At 72.1% G+C, this 21,666-nt stretch carries 24 protein-coding genes; 16 read left to right on the plus strand and 8 right to left on the minus strand.

All coding sequences use genetic code 11. From position 1 onward, the window contains the following. Positions 1-10: 10 nt before the first annotated feature. Entirely contained in the window at positions 11-769 is a 759-nt protein-coding gene (locus KLO01_RS07630; RefSeq protein ID WP_147063811.1) for a helix-turn-helix transcriptional regulator, read from the plus strand. A gap of 215 nt (positions 770-984) precedes the next feature. Then, positions 985-1,299, plus strand: coding sequence for a hypothetical protein (locus KLO01_RS07635; protein WP_147063813.1), 315 nt, complete (start codon positions 985-987; stop codon positions 1,297-1,299). A gap of 68 nt (positions 1,300-1,367) precedes the next feature. Here the strand turns inward: KLO01_RS07635 and KLO01_RS07640 are convergent, their stop codons facing one another. From KLO01_RS07640 to KLO01_RS07650, 3 genes are all read right to left on the minus strand, one after another. After that, positions 1,368-3,035 carry an MDR family MFS transporter gene (locus tag KLO01_RS07640; RefSeq protein WP_147063815.1) on the minus strand — a complete coding sequence of 556 codons (1,668 nt, stop codon included), beginning with the start codon at positions 3,033-3,035 and terminating at the stop codon, positions 1,368-1,370. Next, a complete protein-coding gene (locus KLO01_RS07645; protein ID WP_147063817.1) occupies positions 3,032-3,505 on the minus strand; it encodes a MarR family winged helix-turn-helix transcriptional regulator in 474 nt (157 codons plus the stop codon). Before KLO01_RS07645 ends, KLO01_RS07640 begins: the two co-directional genes overlap by 4 nt. 96 nt (positions 3,506-3,601) lie before the next feature. Beyond that, positions 3,602-4,453 carry a maleylpyruvate isomerase family mycothiol-dependent enzyme gene (locus KLO01_RS07650; protein WP_147063819.1) on the minus strand — a complete coding sequence of 284 codons (852 nt, stop codon included), beginning with the start codon at positions 4,451-4,453 and terminating at the stop codon, positions 3,602-3,604. A 37-nt stretch (positions 4,454-4,490) separates the two neighbouring features. On the opposite strand from KLO01_RS07650, the gene KLO01_RS07655 reads away from it, so the two are divergent. Genes KLO01_RS07655 through idi form a run of 5 tightly spaced genes read left to right on the plus strand, consistent with a single transcriptional unit; the run spans position 4,491 to position 8,481 of the window. Next, complete coding sequence (locus tag KLO01_RS07655) at positions 4,491-5,282, plus strand: UbiA family prenyltransferase (protein WP_147063821.1); 792 nt, start codon at positions 4,491-4,493, stop codon at positions 5,280-5,282. A 38-nt stretch (positions 5,283-5,320) separates the two neighbouring features. Continuing rightward, a complete protein-coding gene (locus KLO01_RS07660) occupies positions 5,321-6,397 on the plus strand; it encodes a type III polyketide synthase (RefSeq protein ID WP_147063823.1) in 1,077 nt (358 codons plus the stop codon). After that, positions 6,394-6,936 carry an isoprenylcysteine carboxyl methyltransferase family protein gene (locus KLO01_RS07665; RefSeq protein WP_147063825.1) on the plus strand — a complete coding sequence of 181 codons (543 nt, stop codon included), beginning with the start codon at positions 6,394-6,396 and terminating at the stop codon, positions 6,934-6,936. The genes KLO01_RS07660 and KLO01_RS07665 overlap by 4 nt, the downstream gene beginning before the upstream one ends. Next, positions 6,929-7,951 carry an NAD(P)/FAD-dependent oxidoreductase gene (locus KLO01_RS07670; RefSeq protein WP_147063827.1) on the plus strand — a complete coding sequence of 341 codons (1,023 nt, stop codon included), beginning with the start codon at positions 6,929-6,931 and terminating at the stop codon, positions 7,949-7,951. The genes KLO01_RS07665 and KLO01_RS07670 overlap by 8 nt, the downstream gene beginning before the upstream one ends. Continuing rightward, complete coding sequence (gene idi / locus KLO01_RS07675) at positions 7,948-8,481, plus strand: isopentenyl-diphosphate Delta-isomerase (RefSeq protein WP_147063829.1); 534 nt, start codon at positions 7,948-7,950, stop codon at positions 8,479-8,481. Before KLO01_RS07670 ends, idi begins: the two co-directional genes overlap by 4 nt. Here idi and KLO01_RS07680 read toward each other — a convergent pair. Continuing rightward, positions 8,432-8,860 carry an SRPBCC family protein gene (locus KLO01_RS07680; RefSeq protein ID WP_147063831.1) on the minus strand — a complete coding sequence of 143 codons (429 nt, stop codon included), beginning with the start codon at positions 8,858-8,860 and terminating at the stop codon, positions 8,432-8,434. The two genes, idi and KLO01_RS07680, sit on opposite strands and share 50 nt — an antisense overlap. 66 nt (positions 8,861-8,926) lie before the next feature. Here KLO01_RS07680 and KLO01_RS07685 point away from each other — a divergent pair, with 66 nt between their 5' ends. The 7 genes from KLO01_RS07685 (at position 8,927) to KLO01_RS07715 (ending at position 15,559) form a co-directional block, all read left to right on the plus strand. Further along, on the plus strand, positions 8,927-10,903 hold the full coding sequence (locus KLO01_RS07685; protein ID WP_246136109.1) for a bifunctional copper resistance protein CopD/cytochrome c oxidase assembly protein: 1,977 nt from the start codon (positions 8,927-8,929) through the stop codon (positions 10,901-10,903). Positions 10,904-10,905: 2 nt separating this feature from the next. Next, on the plus strand, positions 10,906-11,715 hold the full coding sequence (locus tag KLO01_RS07690) for a carbon-nitrogen family hydrolase (protein WP_147063833.1): 810 nt from the start codon (positions 10,906-10,908) through the stop codon (positions 11,713-11,715). 117 nt (positions 11,716-11,832) lie between these two features. Then, a complete protein-coding gene (locus KLO01_RS07695) occupies positions 11,833-12,492 on the plus strand; it encodes a fasciclin domain-containing protein (RefSeq protein WP_147063835.1) in 660 nt (219 codons plus the stop codon). A 36-nt stretch (positions 12,493-12,528) separates the two neighbouring features. Then, the gene (locus KLO01_RS07700) at positions 12,529-13,338 is read left to right on the plus strand and encodes a DUF4397 domain-containing protein (RefSeq protein WP_147063837.1); all 810 of its coding nucleotides are present in this window, start codon (positions 12,529-12,531) and stop codon (positions 13,336-13,338) included. 13 nt (positions 13,339-13,351) lie between these two features. Beyond that, entirely contained in the window at positions 13,352-14,092 is a 741-nt protein-coding gene (locus KLO01_RS17125) for a class F sortase (RefSeq protein ID WP_186827961.1), read from the plus strand. Between the two features lie 22 nt (positions 14,093-14,114). Further along, positions 14,115-14,672, plus strand: coding sequence for an RNA polymerase sigma factor (locus tag KLO01_RS07710; protein WP_246136110.1), 558 nt, complete (start codon positions 14,115-14,117; stop codon positions 14,670-14,672). Further along, complete coding sequence (locus KLO01_RS07715; protein WP_147063841.1) at positions 14,669-15,559, plus strand: anti-sigma factor; 891 nt, start codon at positions 14,669-14,671, stop codon at positions 15,557-15,559. The genes KLO01_RS07710 and KLO01_RS07715 overlap by 4 nt, the downstream gene beginning before the upstream one ends. 4 nt (positions 15,560-15,563) lie before the next feature. On the opposite strand, the gene KLO01_RS07720 is transcribed toward KLO01_RS07715, so the two are convergent. Together KLO01_RS07720 and KLO01_RS07725 are read right to left on the minus strand one after the other, a co-directional pair. After that, the gene (locus KLO01_RS07720; protein ID WP_147063843.1) at positions 15,564-16,370 is read right to left on the minus strand and encodes a PIG-L deacetylase family protein; all 807 of its coding nucleotides are present in this window, start codon (positions 16,368-16,370) and stop codon (positions 15,564-15,566) included. Between the two features lie 61 nt (positions 16,371-16,431). Beyond that, complete coding sequence (locus KLO01_RS07725; RefSeq protein WP_147063845.1) at positions 16,432-17,019, minus strand: ankyrin repeat domain-containing protein; 588 nt, start codon at positions 17,017-17,019, stop codon at positions 16,432-16,434. A gap of 68 nt (positions 17,020-17,087) precedes the next feature. On the opposite strand from KLO01_RS07725, the gene KLO01_RS07730 reads away from it, so the two are divergent. Both KLO01_RS07730 and KLO01_RS07735 read left to right on the plus strand, forming a co-directional pair. Beyond that, positions 17,088-18,482 (plus strand): FAD-binding oxidoreductase, encoded by a 1,395-nt coding sequence (locus KLO01_RS07730; RefSeq protein WP_147063847.1) that lies wholly within the window; start codon positions 17,088-17,090, stop codon positions 18,480-18,482. A 55-nt stretch (positions 18,483-18,537) separates the two neighbouring features. Continuing rightward, positions 18,538-18,798 carry a DUF6458 family protein gene (locus KLO01_RS07735; protein WP_147063848.1) on the plus strand — a complete coding sequence of 87 codons (261 nt, stop codon included), beginning with the start codon at positions 18,538-18,540 and terminating at the stop codon, positions 18,796-18,798. Positions 18,799-19,018: 220 nt separating this feature from the next. Here KLO01_RS07735 and KLO01_RS07740 read toward each other — a convergent pair whose 3' ends face one another. Together KLO01_RS07740 and KLO01_RS07745 are read right to left on the minus strand one after the other, a co-directional pair. Beyond that, the gene (locus KLO01_RS07740; protein WP_147063851.1) at positions 19,019-19,372 is read right to left on the minus strand and encodes a YciI family protein; all 354 of its coding nucleotides are present in this window, start codon (positions 19,370-19,372) and stop codon (positions 19,019-19,021) included. A 247-nt stretch (positions 19,373-19,619) separates the two neighbouring features. Continuing rightward, positions 19,620-21,491, minus strand: a complete 1,872-nt coding sequence (locus tag KLO01_RS07745; protein ID WP_147063853.1) for an acyl-CoA dehydrogenase — start codon at positions 21,489-21,491, stop codon at positions 19,620-19,622. Positions 21,492-21,666 lie beyond the last annotated feature (175 nt).

The following is a 21,666-nucleotide window of genomic DNA, read 5'->3' on the forward strand; positions in this document are numbered from 1 at the left end:
GGAGGGTGAGTTGGCGAGCACGAGGCCGTGGCCGCGGGGCCGCTTCGCGCAGGCGCAGCGCGCCGCGGTGACGGACGTGGGCATGGCCCTCTGGGCGGCCCGTGGCCAGCTCTGCCAGTCGATCGAGGACGGCACGGCGCGGGAGTGCGCCATCGGCGCCGTGGGCGACGAGGTCAACCCCTGGCTGCAGGCGGAGTCCGCCGCCTGGCAGCACCTGCTGTCGGTGCGACCCACGGCCACCGCCGCACAGCTGCGACTCAGCCTTCCCCACAACCGCGACACCGTGCTGCGAGGTCTCGAGATGGTGAGCGTCTTCGACGACGAGCGGCTCGACGACGAGTCCCGTCAGCTCATCATCGGCGAGCCGGTCGGCGACTACCTCTTCGGCCTGACGGAGATCCAGATGAAGGTGGTCGACCGCGAGGTCGTCCTCCTCGACGGACCCACCGTCGGCGACGACTACTCGGTCATCGTCGTGCGCTCGCCACGCGTCCTCGAGCTGGCGATGCGCTACTGGAACGCCGTGATGTCGTCGGCGATCGCGTGCGGGCAGGAGCGAGCCACCGCGCCGCAGCTCAGCGACCGCCAGCAGCGCATCGTCGGGCTCATGCAGGCCGGGATGACCGACGAGGCCATCTCCCGCAGCCTCGAGATCAGTGTGCGCACCGTGCGCTCCGACATCGACCAGATCCTCGAGGCGCTGCAGGTGCGCTCACGCTTCTCGCCCGGCTTCCGGCTGGGGCGCTCGGGGAGTCCCCTGCGCGGCTGAGTCGGGTGGCCGCGCGTGCCGCCGCTGCACCGTGCCCGCCGCACTGCAGGAACCTGCAGGATGCGTGACGTCGCGGCGCTGCCCGCGGCAGCATGTGCGGCGGCGCCCTGCGGCGCCAGCTCCGGGGGAGGGAGCTCGACGGTGCGGACTCGGTGCAGCGGGACGGGTCCGCACCGGGCAGGGTGCCTCCCCGTCCCGATCAGAGGAGGACCGTCATGAAGCGCATCCTGACCGCGCTCGCCGCCGTCGCCACGGCCGGCTTCGCCCTCGCCGTGCCCGTGGCCGTGCCCGTGGCCGCGCACGCGACCACGCCGGGAGGTGGAGGCAGCGCCCCCATCACCATCTACACCGACACGTTCAACGGTTACGGCTGCGTCTACGCCGGCCCCGGGGACCCCTACAGCGGCACCGGTCTGGCCTACAACTGCAGCGGCGGCGTCTACGTGAAGTACTGGGACCAGCGCATCTGGGGCACGAAGTGCGTCACCCGCACGCAGGGTCTGTGGGGCTGGTCGTACGGCTCCTGCTGACCGCACCCCTGCACCGTAGAGCGGCCCCGTCGACGATCGACGGGGCCGCTCTCTCGTGAAGGGCGGGCTCAGTGGCTGGCCGCGGCTCCGGCATCGGCGTCGGCGTCGTTGCGCTCCTGGTAGGCCGAGCCCTTGCGGAGCTCGACCTCGGGCAGGAGCCACATGATGAGGAAGCCGAGCACCATGACGGCGGACCCGACGAGGAACACGTGGTCCATCGCCTCGGAGAAGCCCATGAGGAACGGCTTGGCCAGCCGCTCGTCGAGGGTGCTGAGGAACGAGCTGTCCTGCAGCACACCGCTGCTCGCCGCCGCGGCGTCACCTCCGGCCTGCGACTGCGCCAGCTGCCTGGCGAACTCGGCGTTGGCCGGGTCGCGCAGCGCCTCCTGGAAGTCCGGCGTCGGGGCGACGGTGCGCATGGCGCCGGCGATCTTCTCCGGGACGAGCGAGAAGAGGATCGACAGGAAGACGGCGGTGCCGATGGTGCCGCCGATCTGGCGGGTGAACGTCGCTGTCGACGTGGCGACGCCGATCTGCTGCGGCGGCACGGCATTCTGCACGGCGAGGGTGAGCGGCTGGAAGTTGAAGCCGAGCCCGAGGCCGAAGAAGACCATGACGACCATCGTCTGCCACAGGGGCGTGTCGTAGTGCACGTAGTGGAACGCGAAGAGCGACAGCATGAGCAGGGTGACGCCGGCGATGGGGAACTTCCGGTAGCGGCCGGTCCGGCTGATGACCTGGCCCGAGATGATCGAGCCCGACATGATGCCGAGGGTCAGCGGCAGCAGGAGCAGGCCGGCCTCGGTCGGCGAGGCGCCCTTGACGATCTGCAGGTAGAGCGGGAGCGCGGCCAGGCCGCCGAACATCGCGATGCCGATGATGATCGACGCGGCCGACGAGACGGCGACCGTGCGGTTGCGGAAGAGCGAGAGGGGGAGGATCGCCTCGGCCCCCATCCGGGCCTCCTGCCAGAAGAAGAGCACGGCGGCGACGACACCGATGACGTAGCAGACGATCGCGTTGGTCGAGCCCCAGCCCCACTCGCGGCCCTGCTCGGCGACGAGCAGCAGCGGCACGAGGGCGACGGACAGCAGCGCTGCGCCGGTCCAGTCGATGCGGTGGTCGAGGCGCTGGTGGCGCAGGTGCAGGGTCTTGGACACGAGCGCGAGGGCGGCGATGCCGATCGGGACGTTGACGAGGAAGACCCAGCGCCAGCCGGTGATGCCGAGGATCGAGTCCGTGCCGGCGAAGAAGCCACCGACGACCGGGCCGAGCACCGACGAGGTGCCGAACACGGCGAGGAAGTAGCCCTGGTACTTCGCGCGCTCACGCGGCGGGACGATGTCGCCGATGATGGCCAGCGCGAGCGAGAAGAGGCCGCCGGCGCCGAGACCCTGCACCGCGCGGAACGCCGCGAGCTCGAACATCGACGTCGAGAAGGTGCAGAGCACCGACCCGATGACGAAGATCGTGATGGCCGCGGTGAAGAACTTCTTGCGGCCGTAGATGTCGGAGAGCTTGCCGTAGAGCGGCGTGACGATCGTCGAGGTGATGAGGTAGGCCGTCGTCGCCCACGCCTGGTGCTCGAGACCCTTGAGGTCGTCGGCGATGGTGCGGATGGCCGTGGCGACGATCGTCTGGTCGAGGGCGGCGAGGAACATGCCGGACATGAGCCCGACGAGGATCGTGACGATCTGCCTGTGGGACAGGGGTTGGTCCGTGGCGGTGGTGCTCATGTGGGGTCCTTGGGCGTGAAGAAGGGGTGGGCCTCGACGTCGTCGGCGAAGCGGCGCAGGAGCGAGGCGAAGGTGGCGACGTCGTCGTCGCTCCAGTCGGCGGTGACCTCGCCGAGCCAGGAGTTGCGACGCTCGCGGATCTCGGTCAGGTGCTGCCGGCCCTCGTCGGTGAGGGCGAGCATGTGGGCGCGTCCGTCGCTCGGGTCGGCGACCCGGGAGACGTAGCCCTGGCCGACGAGCGCGCTCACCTGGCGGCTCACGGTGGAGACGTCGAGGTAGACGCGCTCGGCGATCTCGGAGACGCGGCGCGGCTCGCCGGTGAGGTTGAACATCAGCGGGTAGCCGATCGGGTCGACCTGCGGGTTGACCCGGGGGGCGCGCTGCTTGACGGCCCCCATGAGCTTCATCGCGCGGACGAGGGAGTCCCCGAGGCCGGCCCGGTCGTCCGACGGCTCAGTTGCTTGCGGCATACAAGCAAGTGTGCACCCGGATGGTTGCGCGACGCAACTGTCTCCCGGGAACGTGTGAACCCGAGAACCCGCGCGTGGGGGCCGGGGAGTGGCGGGTCAGGGGGCGATGACGAGCGCGTCGAGGACGCGACGGGCGATGTCCTCGTCGCCGGTCACCGTGACGTGGGTGTCCTGCGTGCTGACCCGGCCGGCCGCGCGCCGCGTCGCTGCCTGGGTCGACATGGTGATCGTCGTCGTGACGACGTCAGGGTGCTGCTCGGTGTCGCCGGTGAACAGCGGTATGCCGTGCGGCTTCCCGTCGCGCTCCTCGACCCGGGCGCCCGCGCGCCCGACGACGGGCCCACTGAGGTCGAGGATGACGGCGTGGCCGTCGGGGACCTGCGCCGTGCGCGCGACGATGCGGGGCAGCGCCGCGAAGAGCAGCCGCACCACGTGCGCGGCCGCGGGGCCGTCGAGGTTGCCCGGGCGGCCGATGGCCTCACGGATGTCCTGCTCGTGGACCCAGAGGTCGAACAGCCGGTTCTCCATGAGCCCGTGGAGCGTGGTCGCGCCGAACGGACCGATGGCGGGGTCGTCGGGCGAGGTGGTCTCGGCCTCGAGGTGCTGGACCCGGCTCGTGGCGAGGTCGTCGAGCTCCTCGAGCAGCTCCTCGAGGGAGCGGTCGCGACGCGACGCGAGGAACCGGTCGACGATGCCGCCGATGCCCGGCCTCTGCGCCGTGTCGTCGGCGTCGGCGTCGGGCTCCGGCGGCTCCTCGCCCTGCACCCACGCCTCGAGGCTCACGACGTGCGCGAACTGGTCGAGCACCGTCCACCCCGGGCACTGGGTCTCGCGCTCGACGTCGCCGGGACGCAGGGAGTGCCCGAGGTCGCTGATCGACTGGATCGTCTGGACGTAGGCCGCCGTGAGCGCGGGCAGGTCCTCGGGAGCGGCGGGGTGGAGCGACATGCCGTCACCCTAACGAGTCGGTGCCTAGGGTGAGGGGGTGACGAGCGCCGCCGGGACCCTGCTGCGGGCGGCGCACCCCGGCCCGGCGCTCGCGGTCACCGTCCTCTCCTGCCTCCTCGGCCTGTCCGCCGGCCTCTCACCGGCGCGGGTCGCCACCGTGACGGCTGCCGTGCTGGCCGGCCAGCTGTCGGTCGGGTGGTCCAACGACCTGCGCGACCGGGTGCGTGACGCCGCTGTCGGCCGGTCCGACAAGCCGCTCGCGACCGGTGCGATCCACGTCCCGACCGTCCAGCGGGCCTGCGCCGCGGCGGTCGTGGCCACGGTCGTCCTCTCGCTGGCGTGCGGGGTCGTGCCCGGCCTCGTCCACCTGGTCTGCGTCGCCTCGGCCTGGGCCTACAACCTCTGGCTCAAGGCGACCGTGGCGTCGTGGCTCCCGTATGCCGTGTCGTTCGGTGGCCTGCCGGTCTTCGTCCACCTCGCCGGCGGGTCGCCCCCACCGGCCGAGGTCGTCGCCGGTGGCGCCCTGCTCGGCGTCGGCGCCCACCTGCTCAACGTCGTCCCCGACCTCGCGGACGACGCCGCCACCGGCGTCCGCGGACTCCCGCACCGGCTCGGCGCGCGGCGCAGCACTCTGCTCGCGGTCGCGCTGCTCGTCACGGCCTCGGTCCTGCTCCTCGTCACGAGCTCGATGGCCTCCGCGCCGACGGTCCTCTGGGCCGTTCTCGTGGCAGGGTTGGCAGGGTTCGCCCTCGTCGGCCGAGGCCGGGCACCCTTCTACTCCGCCGTCGGGATCGCTCTCACGGACGTCGTGATCCTCGTGGTCCGGTGACCGTGCCGACGACCCCGCCGGTCCGAAGCGAGGCTCTTGTGCGCACCCGCCTGCTGTCCGTCGGCACGGCCCTCCCGCAGCACCGGCACGACCAGGGAGAGATCACCGACACCTTCGCCCGTGTCGTCGGCACGCGCGGCGCGGTGAGCGAGCGCCTGCTGCGCTCGATCCACGGCAACGCCGGCGTCGCCCAGCGCCACCTCGCCCTGCCGCTGCACCGCTACGAGTCCCTCGCCGGGTTCGACGAGGCCAACGACCTCTTCCTCGAGCACGCGGTGGCCCTCGGGGCGTCGGCGCTCCAGGACGCGCTCAAGGCCGCCGGTCTCACCCCCACCGACGTCGACCTCATCGTCTCGACGACGGTGACCGGGCTGGCCGTGCCCTCGCTCGACGCCCGGATCGCCGGCGTGGTCGGGCTGCGCGAGGACGTCAAGCGGATCCCGCTCTTCGGCCTGGGCTGCGTCGCGGGTGCGGCCGGCATCGCCCGGCTGCACGACCACCTCCTGGGTCACCCCGACGACGTGGCCGTGCTCGTCGCCGTCGAGCTGTGCTCGCTCACGGTCCAGCCCGACGACGTGAGCGTCGCCAACCTCGTCGCGAGCGGGCTCTTCGGTGACGGCGCCGCGGCCGTCGTCGTCGGCGGCCCCGAGCGCGAGGGGCGGATCGAGGTCCTCGACAGCCGCAGCCGGCTCTATCCCGGCAGCGAGCGCACGATGGGGTTCGACGTCGGTTCGACGGGGCTGCGGATCGTCCTCGACGCCCAGGTCCCGGCGATCGTCTCGCGCTACCTCGGCGAGGACGTCGACCGCTTCCTCGCCGACCACGACCTCACTCGTGACGACATCGGCTGGTGGGTCTGCCACCCCGGCGGCCCCAAGGTCATCGACGCCCTGCGCGACACCCTCGGGCTCGACGACGACGACGTCGCGCTGACCCGCAGCAGCCTCTCGCGCATCGGCAACCTCTCGTCGGCCTCGGTCCTGCACGTCCTCGCCGACACCCTCGCCGAGCGACCCCCACCGCCCGGCACCCACGGTCTGCTCATGGCGATGGGTCCCGGGTTCTGCTCCGAGCTGGTGCTCCTGCGTGCCGGTGACGACGAGGCAGCGGCATGACGACCCTCACCGCCTTCGTCGTCGTCGTCCTGCTCGTCGGGGTCGAGCGGCTGGTCGAGCTCGTCGTCTCGAAGCGCAACGCCGCGTGGAGCCTGTCCCGGGGCGGCGTCGAGACCGGCCGCGGCCACTACCCGTTCATGGTGGTCCTGCACACCGGCTTCCTCGTCGCCATGCTCGTCGAGGCGTTCGTGCGCCGGCCCGAGGTCCCGGCCGCCCTCGCGTGGTCGATGCTCGCCGTCGTCGTCGCCGCCCAGGCACTGCGGTGGTGGTGCATCGCCACCCTCGGCTCGCGCTGGAACACCCGGGTCATCGTCGTGCCGGGCCTGGCCCCGGTGCGCTCGGGCCCCTACCGCTGGCTGTCGCACCCGAACTACGTCGCGGTCGTCGCCGAGGGTGTCGCGCTGCCGCTCGTCCACGCGAGCTGGGTGACGGCGCTCGTCTTCACGATCGCGAACGCCGGACTGCTCGCCGTGCGCCTGCGGGCCGAGAACGCCGCCCTCGCCACCCTCCCGCGGACTCCGGCCGACGCCCGTGCGTGACCTCCTCGTCGCCGGCGGCGGTCCCGTCGGGCTCGCCACCGCCCTGTATGCCGTCCGCTCCGGTCTCGCCGTCACCGTCCGCGAGCCGCGCGCCGGGGCCATCGACAAGGCGTGCGGCGAGGGTCTGATGCCCGGCGCCGTGGCCGCACTGACCGACCTCGGCGTCGACGTCGACGGCCGGCCCATCGACGGCATCCGCTACGTCGACGGGCGCCGCGCGGTGGACGCACCCTTCACCTCCGGCCCGGGCCTCGGGGTGCGACGCACCGCATTGCACTCGGCGCTCCTCGCCAGGGCGGTCGCTGCCGGCGTCGAGATCGAGCAGGCCGCCGTCACCCGGGTCGAGCAGCGCGACGACCACGTCGTCGTCGACGGCGAACCCGTCCGCCACCTCGTCGCCGCCGACGGGCTGCACTCGCCGGTCCGGAGGCTGCTCGGCCTCGACGCGCCTCGGTCGGGGCTGCGCCGCTACGGCCAGAGGGTCCACGTCGAGTCTGCCCCGTGGACCTCGATGGTCGAGGTCCACTGGGCCGCCGCCGGCGAGGCCTACGTGACCCCCGTCGGTCCGGGGGAGGTCGGCGTCGCCGTGCTCAGCGCGCACCGTCGCCCCTTCACCGACCTGCTCGACGAGTTCCCGGCGCTGCGGGACCGGATCGCCGGCCACACCCGCTCCGCGGTGCTCGGCGCCGGTCCGCTGCGCCAACGCTCCCGCCGCCGCGTGCAGGGACGGGTGCTCCTCGTCGGGGACGCCGCCGGCTACGTCGACGCCCTCACCGGCGAGGGCCTGGCCCTCGGCCTGGCCCAGGCCCGGGCCGCGGTCGACGCGGTGGCCACGGGTCGGCCCGAGTCCTACGAGACGGCCTGGCGGCGCCTGGGCCGCAGCCACGACCTGCTCACCCTCGGGCTGGTCACCGCGACCCGACTGCCCTCCGTCCGCCGCGCCCTCGTCCCTGCTGCGCGCGTCGCCCCGGTCGTCTTCCGGGCGGCCGTCAACCAGCTGGCGCGACCGGCATGACGGCGACGCAGGAGCACGTCGTCCTCCTCTCCGACGACGGACGCCCCATCGGCACCGCCCGCAAGAGCGATGTGCACCACGAGCACACGCCGCTGCACCTCGCCTTCTCCTGCTACGTCCTCGACGACGCCGGTCGGCTGCTCGTGACCCGCCGGGCGTGGTCGAAGACGACGTGGCCCGGCGCCTGGACCAACACCTGCTGCGGCCACCCGGCGCCCGGCGAGGACGTCGAGGACGCGGTGCGTCGACGGCTGCGCCAGGAGCTCGGCCTCGAGGTGAGCGACCTGCGCGCCGTCCTGCCCGACTTCCGCTACCGCGCGGTCATGGACGACGGCGTGGTCGAGAACGAGGTCTGCCCGGTCTACGTCGCGCACTGTGCGGACCCGGGCTCGCTGGCGCCGGACCCGGACGAGGTGGCCGAGCACGAGTGGGTTCACTGGGCGCGCTTCCGCGACGACGCGATGTCGGGGCTGCGAGAGGTCAGCCCGTGGTGCCGCCTCCAGCTCGACGCGCTTCCGCCAGTGCTCTGACCCGTCGCAGCCCGAGCCACAGGACGGGCGCGTAGCCCGCGGCCCACCACGGCGCGGTCATCTCCACGCGGCACCTGCGACCCCGCGCGGTCACCGTGTGTCCCGTTGCCGGTATGCCGGCCACGCGCCACGACCAGTGCCGCACCGTCTCGTCGACGTGCCAGTCCTCGACCCGGAAGGGCACCCAGGGGCCGGCGACGGTGCGGACTCTCCCTGTCGCACCCGGGGAGAGGACGGCATGCCCGTCGTCGAGCCTCGCCTCGCGCACGGTCGGCCCCCACAGCGGCCACTCGGCGAGACGCACGAGCAGGTCCCAGACGACGTCGGGACCGGCCTCGACGTCGAGGCCGAGGGTCAGGGGAGTCGGTGGGAGCACCATGGTGCCGCCAGTCTCGCAGGCGGGTGGCTGGACTCGGGGGGCCACGGGCTGCCTACGCTGTGAGGCATGAGCACCGCGCCCGCCACCGCCCGCACGCCGATGGGTCCGGTGGCCGTCGTCGGCGTGACCGGGCTCGTCGTGGCCCTCGTGGCCGCGTCGCTGGCGGGCGTCCTGTCACCGCTCGTCCTCGACGACCCCGGCCCCCTCGTCCGCTGGGCGCTCCCGCTCATGCGGGTCGTGAGCGACCTGTCGTCGGCCGTGACCTTCGGCCTGCTCGTGCTCGCCGCCTTCCTCGTCCCCGAGCGCCGCACGACCGAGCGCCGGGTCCAGGCCTCGCGCCTGGCCGCGGTCACGGGTGCCATCTGGTTCGTCTCGGCGGGGTTCGGCGTCTTCTTCACCTTCGCCTCTCTGGCCGGGCTGCGGCTGGGGGACCCCGAGCTGGCTCGTCAGTTCCTCACCTTCGTCTGGTCGCTCGAGGTCACCCGCGTGCTCTCGATCTCCACCGGCGTGGCGCTCGTCGTCACCCTCGGCGCGCTCCTCGCGCGGACGCGGACGGCATACGCCTGGCTCTCGGCCACGGCGCTCGCCGGCATCGTCATCGTCGCCCTCACCGGCCACTCGGCCGGCAGCGCGAGCCACGAGGACGCCGTCAACTCGCTCGGCGTCCACCTCGTCGGCGTCTCGGTCTGGGCCGGCGGACTGCTCGCCATCGCCCTCATGCAGCCGCGGATCGGCAGGGACCTGTCGGCGACGGTCTCGCGCTACTCGGTGCTCGCCGGCTGGGCCTACGCCCTCGTGGCCGTCACCGGCCTGCAGCAGGCGGTCATCCGGCTCGGGTCACTCTCGGGACTGGCCTCGGCCTACGGAGCGATGGTCCTCGCCAAGACCGTCATCCTCATCGTGCTCGGCCTGCTCGGCTGGCAGCAGCGACGCCGGGTCATCGCCACCATCAGCACCGACGGCAGCGGGTTCGCCCGGCTCGTCCTCCTCGAGCTGGGGCTCATGGCAGCGGCGTTCGGTCTCGGCGCCGTCCTCGGTCGCACGCCCCCGCCGGTCCCGGACTCCGAGCAGTCGCCGAGCGCGGTGCTGTCCATCACCGGCTTCCCCGACCCGGGCGCCATGACGTCGTCCGACTGGCTCACCCAGTGGCGTCCGAACTGGCTCATGATCGCGATCGCGGTCGTCGCGGTCGGTCTGTATGCCGCGGGCGTGCGCCGTCTCGTCCGCCGCGGCGACGCCTGGCCGGTCCACCGCACCATCCTGTGGACCCTCGGCTGGGTCGCGTTCATCTGGGCCACGAGCGGCGCCCCCGACATCTGGGGCCGCGTGCAGTTCTCGGTGCACATGGTGATGCACATGGTCGTGGCCATGATCGTGCCGCTGCTGCTCGTCCCCGCCGCGCCGCTCACCCTCGCCCTGCGTGCCCTGCCCGCCCGTCCCGACCGCACGTGGGGGCCGCGCGAGCTCATCCTGCAGGTGGTCCACTCGCGCGCCATGCAGGTGCTGGCCAACCCGGTCGTCGCCGCCGTGCTCTTCTTCGGCAGCCTCGCCGCGTTCTACTGGTCGCCGCTGTTCGAGCTCGCCCTCACGACGCACTCGGGCCACCTGCTCATGCTCGCCCACTTCCTCCTCACCGGCTATCTCTTCACGTGGGTGCTCATCGGCATCGACCCCGGACCGCCGAGGTGGTCACCGGCGATCCTGCTCATCATCCTGTTCGCCACGATCACCTTCCACGCGTTCTTCGGTGTCGCGCTCAGCGGGACGTCGTTCGTGCTCGCGCCCGACTTCTTCGAGCAGATCAACCTGCCGTGGGCACCGGACGCCCTCGCCGACCAGCACCGTGCGGGGGAGATCGCGTGGGGCTTCGGCGAGGCGCCGACCCTCGTCCTCGCGATCCTCGTCGCACGCCAGTGGTTCGCCCGGGACCGTCAGGAGACGACACGGCTCGACCGGCAGGCCGACCGCGACGAGGACGCCGCCCTGCGCGCCTACAACGAGCGGCTCCAGCGACTCGGGTCGCAGACCAAGGAGGTCGACTGACCATGCGCATCGCCCTGATCCAGGTCGGCTACGGCGACGACGAGCCGCTGCGCGACCGTGTCGAGCGGGTGAGCGGCCTCGTGCGCGACACCGCGCGCTCGCACCGGCCGGACCTCGTCGTCCTGCCCGAGCTCTGGGCCCCGACCGGGTTCGACTACCGGCGCTGGGAGGATGCGGCCGAGCCGCTCGACGGACCGTGGGCCACCGCCATGACCGCCCTGGCCGCCGAGACCGGCGTGACGCTGCACGCCGGGTCCTTCGTCGAGCGCCTCGCCGGGCCCGGGGCCGACGGACGCACTCTGGCCAACACGTCGCTGCTCGTCACCGCGGACGGTGGGCGGACGGCATACCGCAAGATCCACCGTTTCGGGTTCGGCTCGGGTGAGCCCAAGCTGCTCGAGGCGGGCACCGAGATCGTCGTGGCCGAGCTGCGTTGCGGCACAGGGGAGTCCGCCGTGGCCGGGCTGTCGACGTGCTACGACCTGCGCTTCCCCGAGCTCTACCGGCAGCAGCTCGACGCCGGCGCGGAGCTCTTCGTCGTGCCCGCCGCGTGGCCGGCGGCGCGCGTCGCGCACTGGACGCTGCTCGGCCGGGCGCGTGCGGTCGAGGACCAGGCGTTCGTCGTCCAGTGCAACACCGCCGGGACCCACGCCGGCACCGAGATGGGCGGTCGCAGCCAGGTCGTCGGGCCGACCGGCGAGGTGCTCGCCGAGGCGGGGCCCGACGAGGAGGTACTCGTGGTCGACGTCGACCCTGGGCTCGTCGCGCGCACCCGCGAGGCCTTCCCGGTGCTTGCCGACCGGCGTCTGTGACGTCCCTGGGAACCTTCTTTGTAGAAAGTTTGTCCAAGGTGCATCCCTGGCGGGGGTACGGGCGGAAGTAGGGGGCATGGACGTACTTCCGCGTCCCCGAACAAAGGGAGATCGACGATGACCGCACGCAAGATCCTCTCCGCCCTCATGGCCGCCGGCCTCGCCGGTGTGGTGTTCGCCCCCAGCGCGTCCGCCCATGGCAGGTCGCAGTCCGGCACGGACCCGGCTCCGACCGGGAACCGCAGCCTGGCCGCCGTCCTCACCGCCGACGGCAACCAGTTCGACCACAACTGGTACGACTACGACATCGTCACCGAGGCGGTCTTGGCCGTCATCGCCAACAAGCCCAACAGCCCTGTCGCCCTGCTGGCCGACGGCAACGTGGCCCTCACCGCGTTCATCCCCAACGACCGCGCCTTCCAGGCGCTCGTCAAGGACATCGCCGGTACGCGCCTGTCGTCCGAGAAGGCCGTCTTCGAGGCCGTCGCCGGGCTCGGCATCGACACCGTCGAGACGGTCCTGCTGTACCACGTCGTCCCGGGCGCGACGATCACCGCCAAGCAGGCCGCCGCGAGCAACGGCGCGGCCCTCACCACCGCCCAGGGCGGCACGGTCGGAGTCCGCGTCATCAACAAGCGACTGCCGCTCATCCAGCTGCGGGACAAGGACACCAACGACCGCAACCCGTTCATCAACCCGTTCGCCGTGAACATCAACAAGGGCAACAAGCAGATCGCCCACGGCCTCACGGGTGTCCTCCGCCCGGTCGACCTCTGAGCCGACGGCCCACCCGAACCTGACAAGGAGAACGCCATGCGCACCACCCGAACCCTTGCCGTCCTCGCCGTCTCGGCCGGTCTCGGCACCGTCCTCGCCGTCCCGGCCCACGCCGCCGACGCGAAGGTCTCGATCCTGCACGCCGTGCCGGGAGCGACCGTCGACGTCTATGCCAACGGCGACGCCATCCTCGAGGACTTCAAGCCCGGCACGCTGACCGACCCGCTCACGCTGCCCGAGGGGTCCTACGACCTCAAGGTCACGGCGGCGGGCGCCGGCCCGAACGGCGCCGCGGTCATCGAGGCCAACGACGTCACCGTGCCCGGTGGCGCCAACGTCACCGTCGTCGCCCACCTCAACGCGGGTGGCACACCGGTGCTCACTCCCTTCGTCAACGACACCAAGCCGACGAAGGCAGGCCAGGCGCGAATCACGGTGCGGCACACCGCCGCCGCTCCGGCTGTCGACGTCCGGGCCAACGGTGAGGCGGCCTTCAAGGCTCTGACCAACCCCAACGAGGCCAAGGCGGACCTTCCCGCCGGCACGATCAAGGCCGACGTGGTGCTGGCCGGGACCGACACGGTGGCGATCGGCCCGGCTGACGTCGACCTCAAGGAGGGCACCAACACGATCGTCTATGCCTGGGGCTCGGCCGCTGACAAGAACCTCAAGCTCGCCGTCCAGACCATCGACGGGCTGCACAGCGCGCCCAGTGGCGTCCCGAGCGGAACCGGCGGCAAGGCGGCGACGAACACGTGGCAGCCGCTGACCATCGGTGGTGCCGCGTTCCTCGCCGGCGGGCTCGCGCTCCTCGCGACCCGCCGCCGCCAGGACGTGCGCGCCTGAGGTGATGCGTTCCATGTGGAGCTCCGGTCCGGGGAGGGCGGTCGTCGTCGTGGCGACCGCGCTCCTCGCCGGAGTGCTCGCATGGGGCGCGTATGCCGTCCGCTCACCAGACCGGCTCAGCGACCCCGCCGACGTGACAGCGGCCCTCGACCCGAAGCCCACCACGGCGGGACCGACCGGGTCGCTGTCCGCCGCGCCGTCGCCGACGGGGCGCCCCTCCCCGTCGGCGACGGCGTCCGGCGGGCCGCGGGTGACGAGCCCCGCGCGTCCGGTGACGCCCTCGCCGACCCGAGAGTCCCGTCCGTCCACCGGTGACTTCGAGCTGACGATCCCGTCGCTCGACGTCCGCATGCCCGTCGTCCCCGTCGGTGTCGCCAAGGACGGCCAGATGGCGCTGCCCGACGACCCGGACGTCGCCGGGTGGTATCGGTTCGGCCCCGCGCCGACGTCGCCCCGGGGAGCCAACGTCATCTCGGCACACGTCGACTCGCGCGACGAGGTCGGCCCGCTGGCGAAGCTGCCCCGGCTCGACGTCGGCGCCACGATCGTCGTCACGGTCGACGGAGCCCGGGTCGAGTACGTCGTGGAGCGGGTCGACCAGTACGCCAAGAAGGCTCTCGACGTCGACGCCCTCTTCGCCCGATCCGGCCCCGCCCGGCTGCACCTCGTCAGCTGCGGCGGGGAGTGGAACCCAAGGACCCGCCACTATGACGACAACGTCGTTGCGATCGCTCGTCGCGCCTCCGCCGCGTGACGCGTCGCCTATCGTGAGGTGGGTGTTGAGTGATGCCCCTCCCGAGACGAGCGACGCGGAGCTCATGCAGCGCGTCGCCGACGAGGACCGGGATGCGCTCGCCGAGGTCTACCGCCGGTTCGGTCCGCTCGTGCACACCATCGCCGTGCGATCGGTGGGCAGCCACCACGACGCCGAGGACGTCACCCAGCAGGTCTTCGTCGCGCTGTGGCGCGCCCGTCACTCGCTCGACCCGGCGGCCGGGTCCCTGGCCGGGTGGCTCGCCACGGTGACCCGGCGTCGCTGCGCCGACCACCACGCCCAACGCAGCCGCCGCGAGCGTGACGAGCGAGCCCTGTCCGTACCCTCGGAGGTCGCGACCGGGGCCCAGCCCGAGGACGCGACCGAGCGGGTGGTCCTCGCCCGCGAGCTCGACGCCCTGGGCGAGCCTCGACGCACGATCATCCGGATGGCGGTCGTCGAGGACCGCCGGCAGCAGGACATCGCCGAAGCTCTCGACCTGCCGCTCGGAACCGTCAAGAGCCACATCCGTCGCGGTCTGCTGGACCTGCGAACCCGACTCGAGGAGGTGAAGGCATGACCCGCCCGCCGACCCGGCACGAGGAGGACGTCGTGCACACGGAGCACCTCGCCGACGAGCGCCTCGTCGACCTCACGCTCGACGACGACGCGCTGGCCCACGAGCGCGAGCACCTCGCGTCCTGCGCCGCCTGCCGGGGCACGCTCGCGGACCTCACCCGTGTCGTGGACATCGCGCGCGAGGCCCCGACCGTCGAGCTCGTCACACCCGGACCCGGGCTCTGGGCACGGATCGTCGAGGACCTCGACGGCTCCGACGTGGGGGAGCGCATCCCACCCAGGGACGCCGCGCCGGCCTCGCTGCAGCCGGAGGCCAGGCCGGACGTCGCGGTCCTGCCTGCGCCGGCCGAGTCCTCGAGCTCCCCCGAGGTCGTCGTCCCCCTGCGTCGAGAGCATCGCGACCGCGAGCACCCTGTCGGTCGCGTCCGGCCGGCCCTCACGTGGCTCGCCGCCGCCTGTGCGGCCGGGATCCTGCTGGGTGCCGGCGGTGTCGTGGTCGCCGACCGGCTCCAGAGCGGCAGCGGAGCCGGCATCGACGTCATCCGGACGGTGGCCACCGCCGAGCTCGACACCCTCGACACCCGACAGAGGCTGGGGACGGCCACGGTGAGCGAGCGGGCCGGCGAGCTGAACCTCGCGGTGTCGGCCACCGAGCTCGACCGTGGCGACAGCGGCTACGTCGAGGTGTGGCTCATCAACCGGGACGGCAAGCGGATGGTGTCGGTGGGAGTGCTCGACGAGGGCGCGACCGCGGGGGCGTTCCCCGTCTCGCGACAGCTGCTCGACGAGGGCTACGTCGTCGTGGACCTCTCGCGCGAGCAGTTCGACGACAAGCCGCAGCACTCCGGCGACAGCATCGTGCGCGGCTTGCTGCGCACGCCGGTCTGACCGGTCAGGACTCGAGGTCGGCGAACGGCCACCCGTCGACCATGCCCGCCGGGCGCCCCGGCTCAATGTAGAACTCGGTGCCGAACCACGCGCGGAAGATCTCGTCGGGCATCGCCAGCATCATCCCGACGTCGCTCGTCTGGCTCGCGTGGCAGGCGAGGGCCGCGCGCTTGGACTCGATGTCGGGCGTGACGTCGACCCTCCACGAGATCTGGGCCTCGGGCGTGCCGAGCGGCTCCCCGCCGTCGATCGGTGCGTCGGGGTCCCAGCTCTCGTCGCCCTGTCCCGCGGCGAGCGCCTCCTGGTAGCCGGCGCGCATCGCGTCGCGGTTCATCGTCGACTCGAGCACGCGCGGACGCTGCGCTGCGAGGTCGGCCGCGCGGTAGGCGACCTGGTGCACCTTGACGTGGTCGGGGTGGCCGTAGCCGCCGTGCCAGTCGTAGGTCACGAGGACGTCGGCGTCCTCCTCGTCGAGGAGCTCGGCCAGCCGGCCGCCTGCCTCGTCGAGGTCGGCGCCGTGGAAGGAGTGCTCGTGCGAGTTCTGCTCCCAGCCGTGCATCCCCGAGTCGACGTAGCCGAGCCACTCGATCCGCTCGGCGCCGGTGACGCGGGCGGACGCCTCGGCCTCGCCGCGCCGGAAGTCCGCGAGGGTGGTCCCCTCGGGCAGGTCCTCGGGAGAGGTGCCGTGCTCACCGCCGGTGCCGTAGACGACGACCACGCGGTGCCCCTCGCGCGAGAGCCGCGTCATCGTGCCCGAGGTGCCGGAGGCCTCGTCGTCGGGATGGGCGTGCAGGAAGACGATCGTGGCCATGGGCACCATCCTGCCCGGTGGCCCGGACATCCCGGGACACACGCCGGATGACCATGGGAGCTCAGCCCTCCAGCAGGGCGGCGACCTCCGTCTGCCCCTTGGCCCTCGCGTGCTCCAGCGCCGTCACACCCTCCTTGTCGGCGAGCGACCGGTCCGCCCCGGCACCGAGGAGGATGCCGACGATCTCCCGGTGGGCCGGACCTCCGTCGCCGAGGATGACGGCCTCGAGCAGGGCGGTCCAGCCGAGGGCGTTGACGTGGTCGACGTCGATGCCGGTCTGCACCACCCGGCGCACGTAGTCCACGTGGCCGCGCTCGCTCGCCGGGATGACCGAGACTCCGCCGTAGCGGTTGCGGATCGTGAGGTCCGGCGTCGCGGGCAGCAGGGCCTCGAGCATCGCGACGCTGCCGGTGACCCCGGTGACGAGCCAGGGGGTGTCGTGACGGTCGTCGAGCGCGTCGGCCGACGCACCGGCTGCGACGAGGACGTCGGCGACCCCGACGTGGTCGAAGGTCGCCGCGAGCAGCAGGGCGGTCCGGCCGTGGGCGTCGCGGGCCTCGAGGTCGGCGCCCGCCTCGAGCGCCGCCGACACCGCGTCGACGTCACCTCGTTCGGCCGCCGTGAGCAGGTCGGTCCCCGGGGTCGTCATGCCCGCATCCTGCCCGGTCGGGCGGCCACGCAGGGCGCCCGCCCGCCCTTGCTTCCTAGGATGGCCGGGTGACCGATCGCAGCGCCGCCGTCGCAGAGCTCACCGCCGCCCTCCCCGAGGGGGTGGTGGCGACCCGGCCCGAGGCGCTGGAGAAGTACCGCTTCGACTGGGCCAAGGACCCCGAAGCCGGTATGCCGTGTGCGGCCGTGCGTGCCGAGACCGCCGAGCACGTCCAGGTCGCCGTGGGCTGGGCGGCGAGCCACGGCATACCCGTCGTCCCCCGCGGAGCGGGATCGGGCCTGTCCGGAGGAGCGTCGGCGGTCGAGGGCGGCCTGGTCGTCAGCCTCGAGCGGATGACCGCGATCGAGATCGACCCGGCCGCGCGGTGCGCCGTCGTCGAGCCCGGCGCCTTCAACGCCGACGTCAAGAAGGCCGCGGGCGAGCACGGCCTCTGGTACCCGCCGGACCCCAGCTCGTTCGAGATCTGCTCGATCGGTGGCAACATCGCGACCAACGCGGGGGGCCTGTGCTGCGTCAAGTACGGGGTGACCACCGACTACGTCCTGGGCCTCGACGTCGTCCTCGCCGACGGGCGGCTCGTCACGCTGGGCGGCAAGCGGATCAAGGATGTCGCCGGTCTCTCGCTCCTCAAGCTCTTCGTCGGCAGCGAGGGGACCCTCGGCATCGTCACCCGCGCGACGCTGCGGCTCGTTCCCGCCCAGCTCGCACCGTCGACGCTCGTCGCGACGTTCGACACGGTGCGCGGTGCCGCCGACGCCGTCGTCGCCATGGGCCGGGTGGTGCGCGCCTCGATGGTCGAGCTCATGGACAGGCCGACGGTCAACCAGGTCGAGGACTTCGCCCCGATGGGGCTCGACCGCGACCGCGCACTGCTGCTCGTCCAGTCGGACGCACCCGAGGGCGCCCGCGAGCAGGAGATGGCGGTCATCGAGAAGTCCTGCGTCGAGGCGGGATCCGTCGACGTCTTCGTCACCCACGACCCCGCCGAGGGTGAGTCGTTCGTGCGCGCCCGGCGCCTCGCCTTCCCCGCCGCCGAGGCGGCCGGCTCGCTGCTGCTCGAGGACGTCGGTGTGCCCGTGCCGCAGCTGCCCGACCTCGTCGCCCGGGTCGAGCAGATCGGCGTCGAGCGGGCCGTCGACATCGTCTGCGTGGCGCACGCCGGCGACGGCAACACGCACCCGATCGTCATGTACGACGCCGCCGACGCCGACTCGACGAGACGCGCCCGGGCCGCGTTCGAGGACATCCTCACCGCGGCGATCGCGCTCGGCGGCACCATCACCGGCGAACACGGGGTCGGACGTCTCAAGCGCGACGCCCTGCCGGCGATGCTGGGCCCCCACGTCATGGAGCTCAACCAGCGGATCAAGACCGCGCTGGACCCCGACGGCCTGCTCAATCCGGGTGCCGTCCTCCCCGTCATTCCTGCAGGTCAGCGGTAGAGTCTGGACCCGATCCGGGACCCCTTGAGCCCGGACGCGGCCACAAGGAGTGACCATGTACATCGGACTCGGAATCGTCCTCATCGTCATCGGCGCGATCCTCGCGTTCGTCCTGCAGGTGGACATCCCCGGCATGGACGACGGCATGCTCGGGTGGATCCTCATCGCCGCCGGCGTGCTCGCCATCCTGCTGTCCTTCGCGATGCGCGGCCGCACCCGTCCCGCGGGCTACACCGCGACCCGCTCGACCCAGGTCGACCCGGTGTCGGGCTCGCGCGTCGACGAGACCCGCGTCGACCCCGACACGCGTCTCTGAGCTGACCGCAGCACAGACGAGGCCCCGGCGACCACCTGGTCGCCGGGGCCTCGTGCATGTGGGGAGTCCTCCCCATCGACAGTGGGCTTGGGCACTGGAAGTGTTGGCACCAGCGCGGATCGGGGGATCCGCCGGCTCGGGCAGGTGGTGGCCGAGTCGCCGAACGAGGCGCCTGCTCAGGAGGGGAGAGCAGGCGCCTCGCTCCCTTTCGCGGGATGGCTCAGACCTCGGGCGGTGACCCGAAGAGGCGCAGCTCCTGGGGCCACCCGCACCCCTCCGCCTGCCGCCCCGCCCACATCTTCGCGGCCTCGAGGTCGGGCACGTCGATGACGGTGAACCCCCCGAGCTGCTCGGTCGTCTCGGCGAACGGCCCGTCGGTGATCGTCACCGTCCCGCTCGTCGCGTCCGCCGAGAACACCGGCGCACCCTCCTCGAGCCCACCGGCGAAGACGTAGACCCCTGCCGCCTTCATCTCCTCGATGACCGCCATCGACGGCTCCACCCGCGACAGGAACCACTCCTGCGAGTGCTCGCCGACCCACTGCTGGTTGAAGTAGATGAGGTACTGCGCCATGTCGTCTCTCCTTGGTCGCGTGCGTCGCGTCGCCGCCGACGTCGGCGGGCCCGGTGCCCGCCTCACCCCGATGACGAACGACCCGGGGCCCGATCGACACCATCCTCGCGACTTCTGACCCACGACGCAGGTATGCCGTCCGCGCGAGGTGCGCGGACGGCATACCGAAAGCCCGTTTCTCGACTGATTGCGCGGTCGGGACAACTCGCTGGCGCTCGCCGTCCCGACCGCGCAATCAGTCGAGTCGTCAGAAGGCGGACTCGGGCACGTCCATGAGCTCGTTGTCGGTGGCCTCGGCCATGGTGCGCTCGGCGGCGAGGCGGGGGAGGACCTGGCGGGCGTAGAACTGCGCCGCCGCGACCTTGCCGGTGTAGAAGTCGCGGTCCTTGTCCGACACCTCACCCTCGAGGGCCTTGAGCGCGACGTCGGCCTGGCGCAGGAGCAGCCAGCCCACGACGAGGTCGCCGGCGCCGAGGAGCAGGCGGGTGGTGTTCTGCCCGACCTTGTAGAGGTTGGTGACGTCGCCGCCCTGGCGCGGGTCGGACTTCATGAGCTCGCCGACCATGTAGCCCAGGATGCCCTGGACGTTCTCGAGGGCCTCGCCGAGCAGCTCGCGCTCGCGGTCGATGCGACCGTCGTGGCCACCGAGCTCCTTGGCGAACTCCTGGATCTGCATCGCGATCGTGGTCAGGGCCTGGGCCTTGTCCTTGATGATCTTGCGGAAGAAGAAGTCGAGGCCCTGGATCGCGGTCGTGCCCTCGTAGAGAGTGTCGATCTTGGCGTCGCGGACGTACTGCTCGACCGGGTAGTCCTGGAGGAAGCCGGAGCCGCCGAAGGTCTGGAGCGACTCGGTGCCGAGCAGCACCCAGGCGCGCTCGGAGCCCAGTCCCTTGACGATGGGGAGGAGCAGGTCGTTGACGCGGTTGGCGAGCTCGGCCGAGGTGCCCTGCTCGATCTGCTCGGCGCCCGTGCGCAGCTGCTCGGTGTCGACGACGTCCTGCTGGCTCGCGGTGTAGAGGACGAGCGCGCGCAGGCCCTCGGCGTAGGCCTTCTGGAGCATGAGGCTGCGGCGCACGTCGGGGTGGTGCGTGATCGTCACGCGCGGCGCGGCCTTGTCGGTCTGCTGCGTGAGGTCGGCGCCCTGGACGCGCTCCTTGGCGTACTCGAGCGCGTTGAGGTAGCCGGTCGACAGGGTCGCGATGGCCTTGGTGCCGACGAGCATGCGCGCGTTCTCGATGACGCGGAACATCTGGGCGATGCCGTCGTGGACGTCGCCGAACAGCGTTCCGGTCGCGGGCTTCTCGCCACCGAAGGTCAGCTCGCAGGTCGTCGAGACCTTGAGGCCCATCTTCTTCTCGACGTTGGTGACGTAGACGCCGTTGCGCTCGCCGAGCTCACCGGTCTCGAGGTCGACGGCGTACTTGGTGAGGATGAACAGCGACAGGCCCTTGGTGCCGGGGCCGGCGCCCTCGGGGCGGGCGAGGACGAAGTGGACGACGTTGTCGACCATGTCGGACTCGGCGCTCGTGATGAAGCGCTTGACCCCGGTGATGTCCCAGGTGCCGTCCTCGTTCTGGGTCGCCTTGGTGCGGCCGGCGCCGACGTCCGAGCCGGCATCGGGCTCGGTGAGCACCATCGTGCAGTGCCAGTCCTTCTCGATGATCCAGCGCGCGAGCTTCTTCTGGTCCTCGGTGCCGAGGATGTGGAGCAGCTTGGCGAACGAGTAGGACGCGTTGAACATCGCGAGCGCGGGGTTCGCGCCGAGGACGAGCTCGTTCATGGCCCAGCGCAGGCTCGGCGGGGCCACGGTGCCGTCGAGCTCGCCGGGGACGTCGACGTTCCAGAAGCCGCTCTCGCGGTAGGCGGCATACGACTTCTTGAACGACTCCGGCATCGTCACGACCTGCGTCTGCGGGTCGTAGACGGGCGGGTTGCGGTCGGCGTCCTGGAACGACTCGGCGATCTCGTTCTCGGACAGGCGCGCCATCTCCTTGAGCATCTCGCGCGCGGTGTCGGTGTCGACGTCGGCGTAGGGGCCCTGCCCCAGGACGTCGCCGCGACCGAAGACCTCGAAGAGGTTGAACTCGATGTCGCGCAGGTTGCTCTTGTAGTGGCCCATGCAAACCATGGTGCTACCGGCGAGTAGGCCGAAGCAAGGTGGGGTCCGGGTTTGTGACTAAGCGCACGCTTAGTGGTCTGGGTCACGCCGGGTGGGCGGCCGGCATACCGGCACGACGTCCGTATGCCGTGTGTGCCGGTCCTGCTCTCGGGCGCGGCGGTGTGGTTCGCTGGCT

Origin of the sequence: Knoellia locipacati (assembly GCF_007992835.1) — a bacterium.
Classification (GTDB): domain Bacteria; phylum Actinomycetota; class Actinomycetes; order Actinomycetales; family Dermatophilaceae; genus Knoellia; species Knoellia locipacati.

What these genes read in the sequence shown, in the direction of transcription:
- KLO01_RS07635 (WP_147063813.1), top strand. Translation starts at nt 985, where the DNA reads ATGAAGCGCATCCTGACCGCGCTCGCCGCCGTCGCCACGGCCGGCTTC.
- KLO01_RS07640 (WP_147063815.1), bottom strand. Translation starts at nt 3,035, where the DNA reads ATGAGCACCACCGCCACGGACCAACCCCTGTCCCACAGGCAGATCGTC.
- KLO01_RS07645 (WP_147063817.1), bottom strand. Translation starts at nt 3,505, where the DNA reads ATGCCGCAAGCAACTGAGCCGTCGGACGACCGGGCCGGCCTCGGGGAC.
- KLO01_RS07650 (WP_147063819.1), bottom strand. Translation starts at nt 4,453, where the DNA reads ATGTCGCTCCACCCCGCCGCTCCCGAGGACCTGCCCGCGCTCACGGCG.
- KLO01_RS07665 (WP_147063825.1), top strand. Translation starts at nt 6,394, where the DNA reads ATGACGACCCTCACCGCCTTCGTCGTCGTCGTCCTGCTCGTCGGGGTC.
- idi (WP_147063829.1), top strand. Translation starts at nt 7,948, where the DNA reads ATGACGGCGACGCAGGAGCACGTCGTCCTCCTCTCCGACGACGGACGC.
- KLO01_RS07680 (WP_147063831.1), bottom strand. Translation starts at nt 8,860, where the DNA reads ATGGTGCTCCCACCGACTCCCCTGACCCTCGGCCTCGACGTCGAGGCC.
- KLO01_RS07685 (WP_246136109.1), top strand. Translation starts at nt 8,927, where the DNA reads ATGAGCACCGCGCCCGCCACCGCCCGCACGCCGATGGGTCCGGTGGCC.
- KLO01_RS07690 (WP_147063833.1), top strand. Translation starts at nt 10,906, where the DNA reads ATGCGCATCGCCCTGATCCAGGTCGGCTACGGCGACGACGAGCCGCTG.
- KLO01_RS07695 (WP_147063835.1), top strand. Translation starts at nt 11,833, where the DNA reads ATGACCGCACGCAAGATCCTCTCCGCCCTCATGGCCGCCGGCCTCGCC.
- KLO01_RS07700 (WP_147063837.1), top strand. Translation starts at nt 12,529, where the DNA reads ATGCGCACCACCCGAACCCTTGCCGTCCTCGCCGTCTCGGCCGGTCTC.
- KLO01_RS17125 (WP_186827961.1), top strand. Translation starts at nt 13,352, where the DNA reads ATGTGGAGCTCCGGTCCGGGGAGGGCGGTCGTCGTCGTGGCGACCGCG.
- KLO01_RS07715 (WP_147063841.1), top strand. Translation starts at nt 14,669, where the DNA reads ATGACCCGCCCGCCGACCCGGCACGAGGAGGACGTCGTGCACACGGAG.
- KLO01_RS07720 (WP_147063843.1), bottom strand. Translation starts at nt 16,370, where the DNA reads ATGGCCACGATCGTCTTCCTGCACGCCCATCCCGACGACGAGGCCTCC.
- KLO01_RS07725 (WP_147063845.1), bottom strand. Translation starts at nt 17,019, where the DNA reads ATGACGACCCCGGGGACCGACCTGCTCACGGCGGCCGAACGAGGTGAC.
- KLO01_RS07735 (WP_147063848.1), top strand. Translation starts at nt 18,538, where the DNA reads ATGTACATCGGACTCGGAATCGTCCTCATCGTCATCGGCGCGATCCTC.
- KLO01_RS07740 (WP_147063851.1), bottom strand. Translation starts at nt 19,372, where the DNA reads ATGGCGCAGTACCTCATCTACTTCAACCAGCAGTGGGTCGGCGAGCAC.
- KLO01_RS07745 (WP_147063853.1), bottom strand. Translation starts at nt 21,491, where the DNA reads ATGGGCCACTACAAGAGCAACCTGCGCGACATCGAGTTCAACCTCTTC.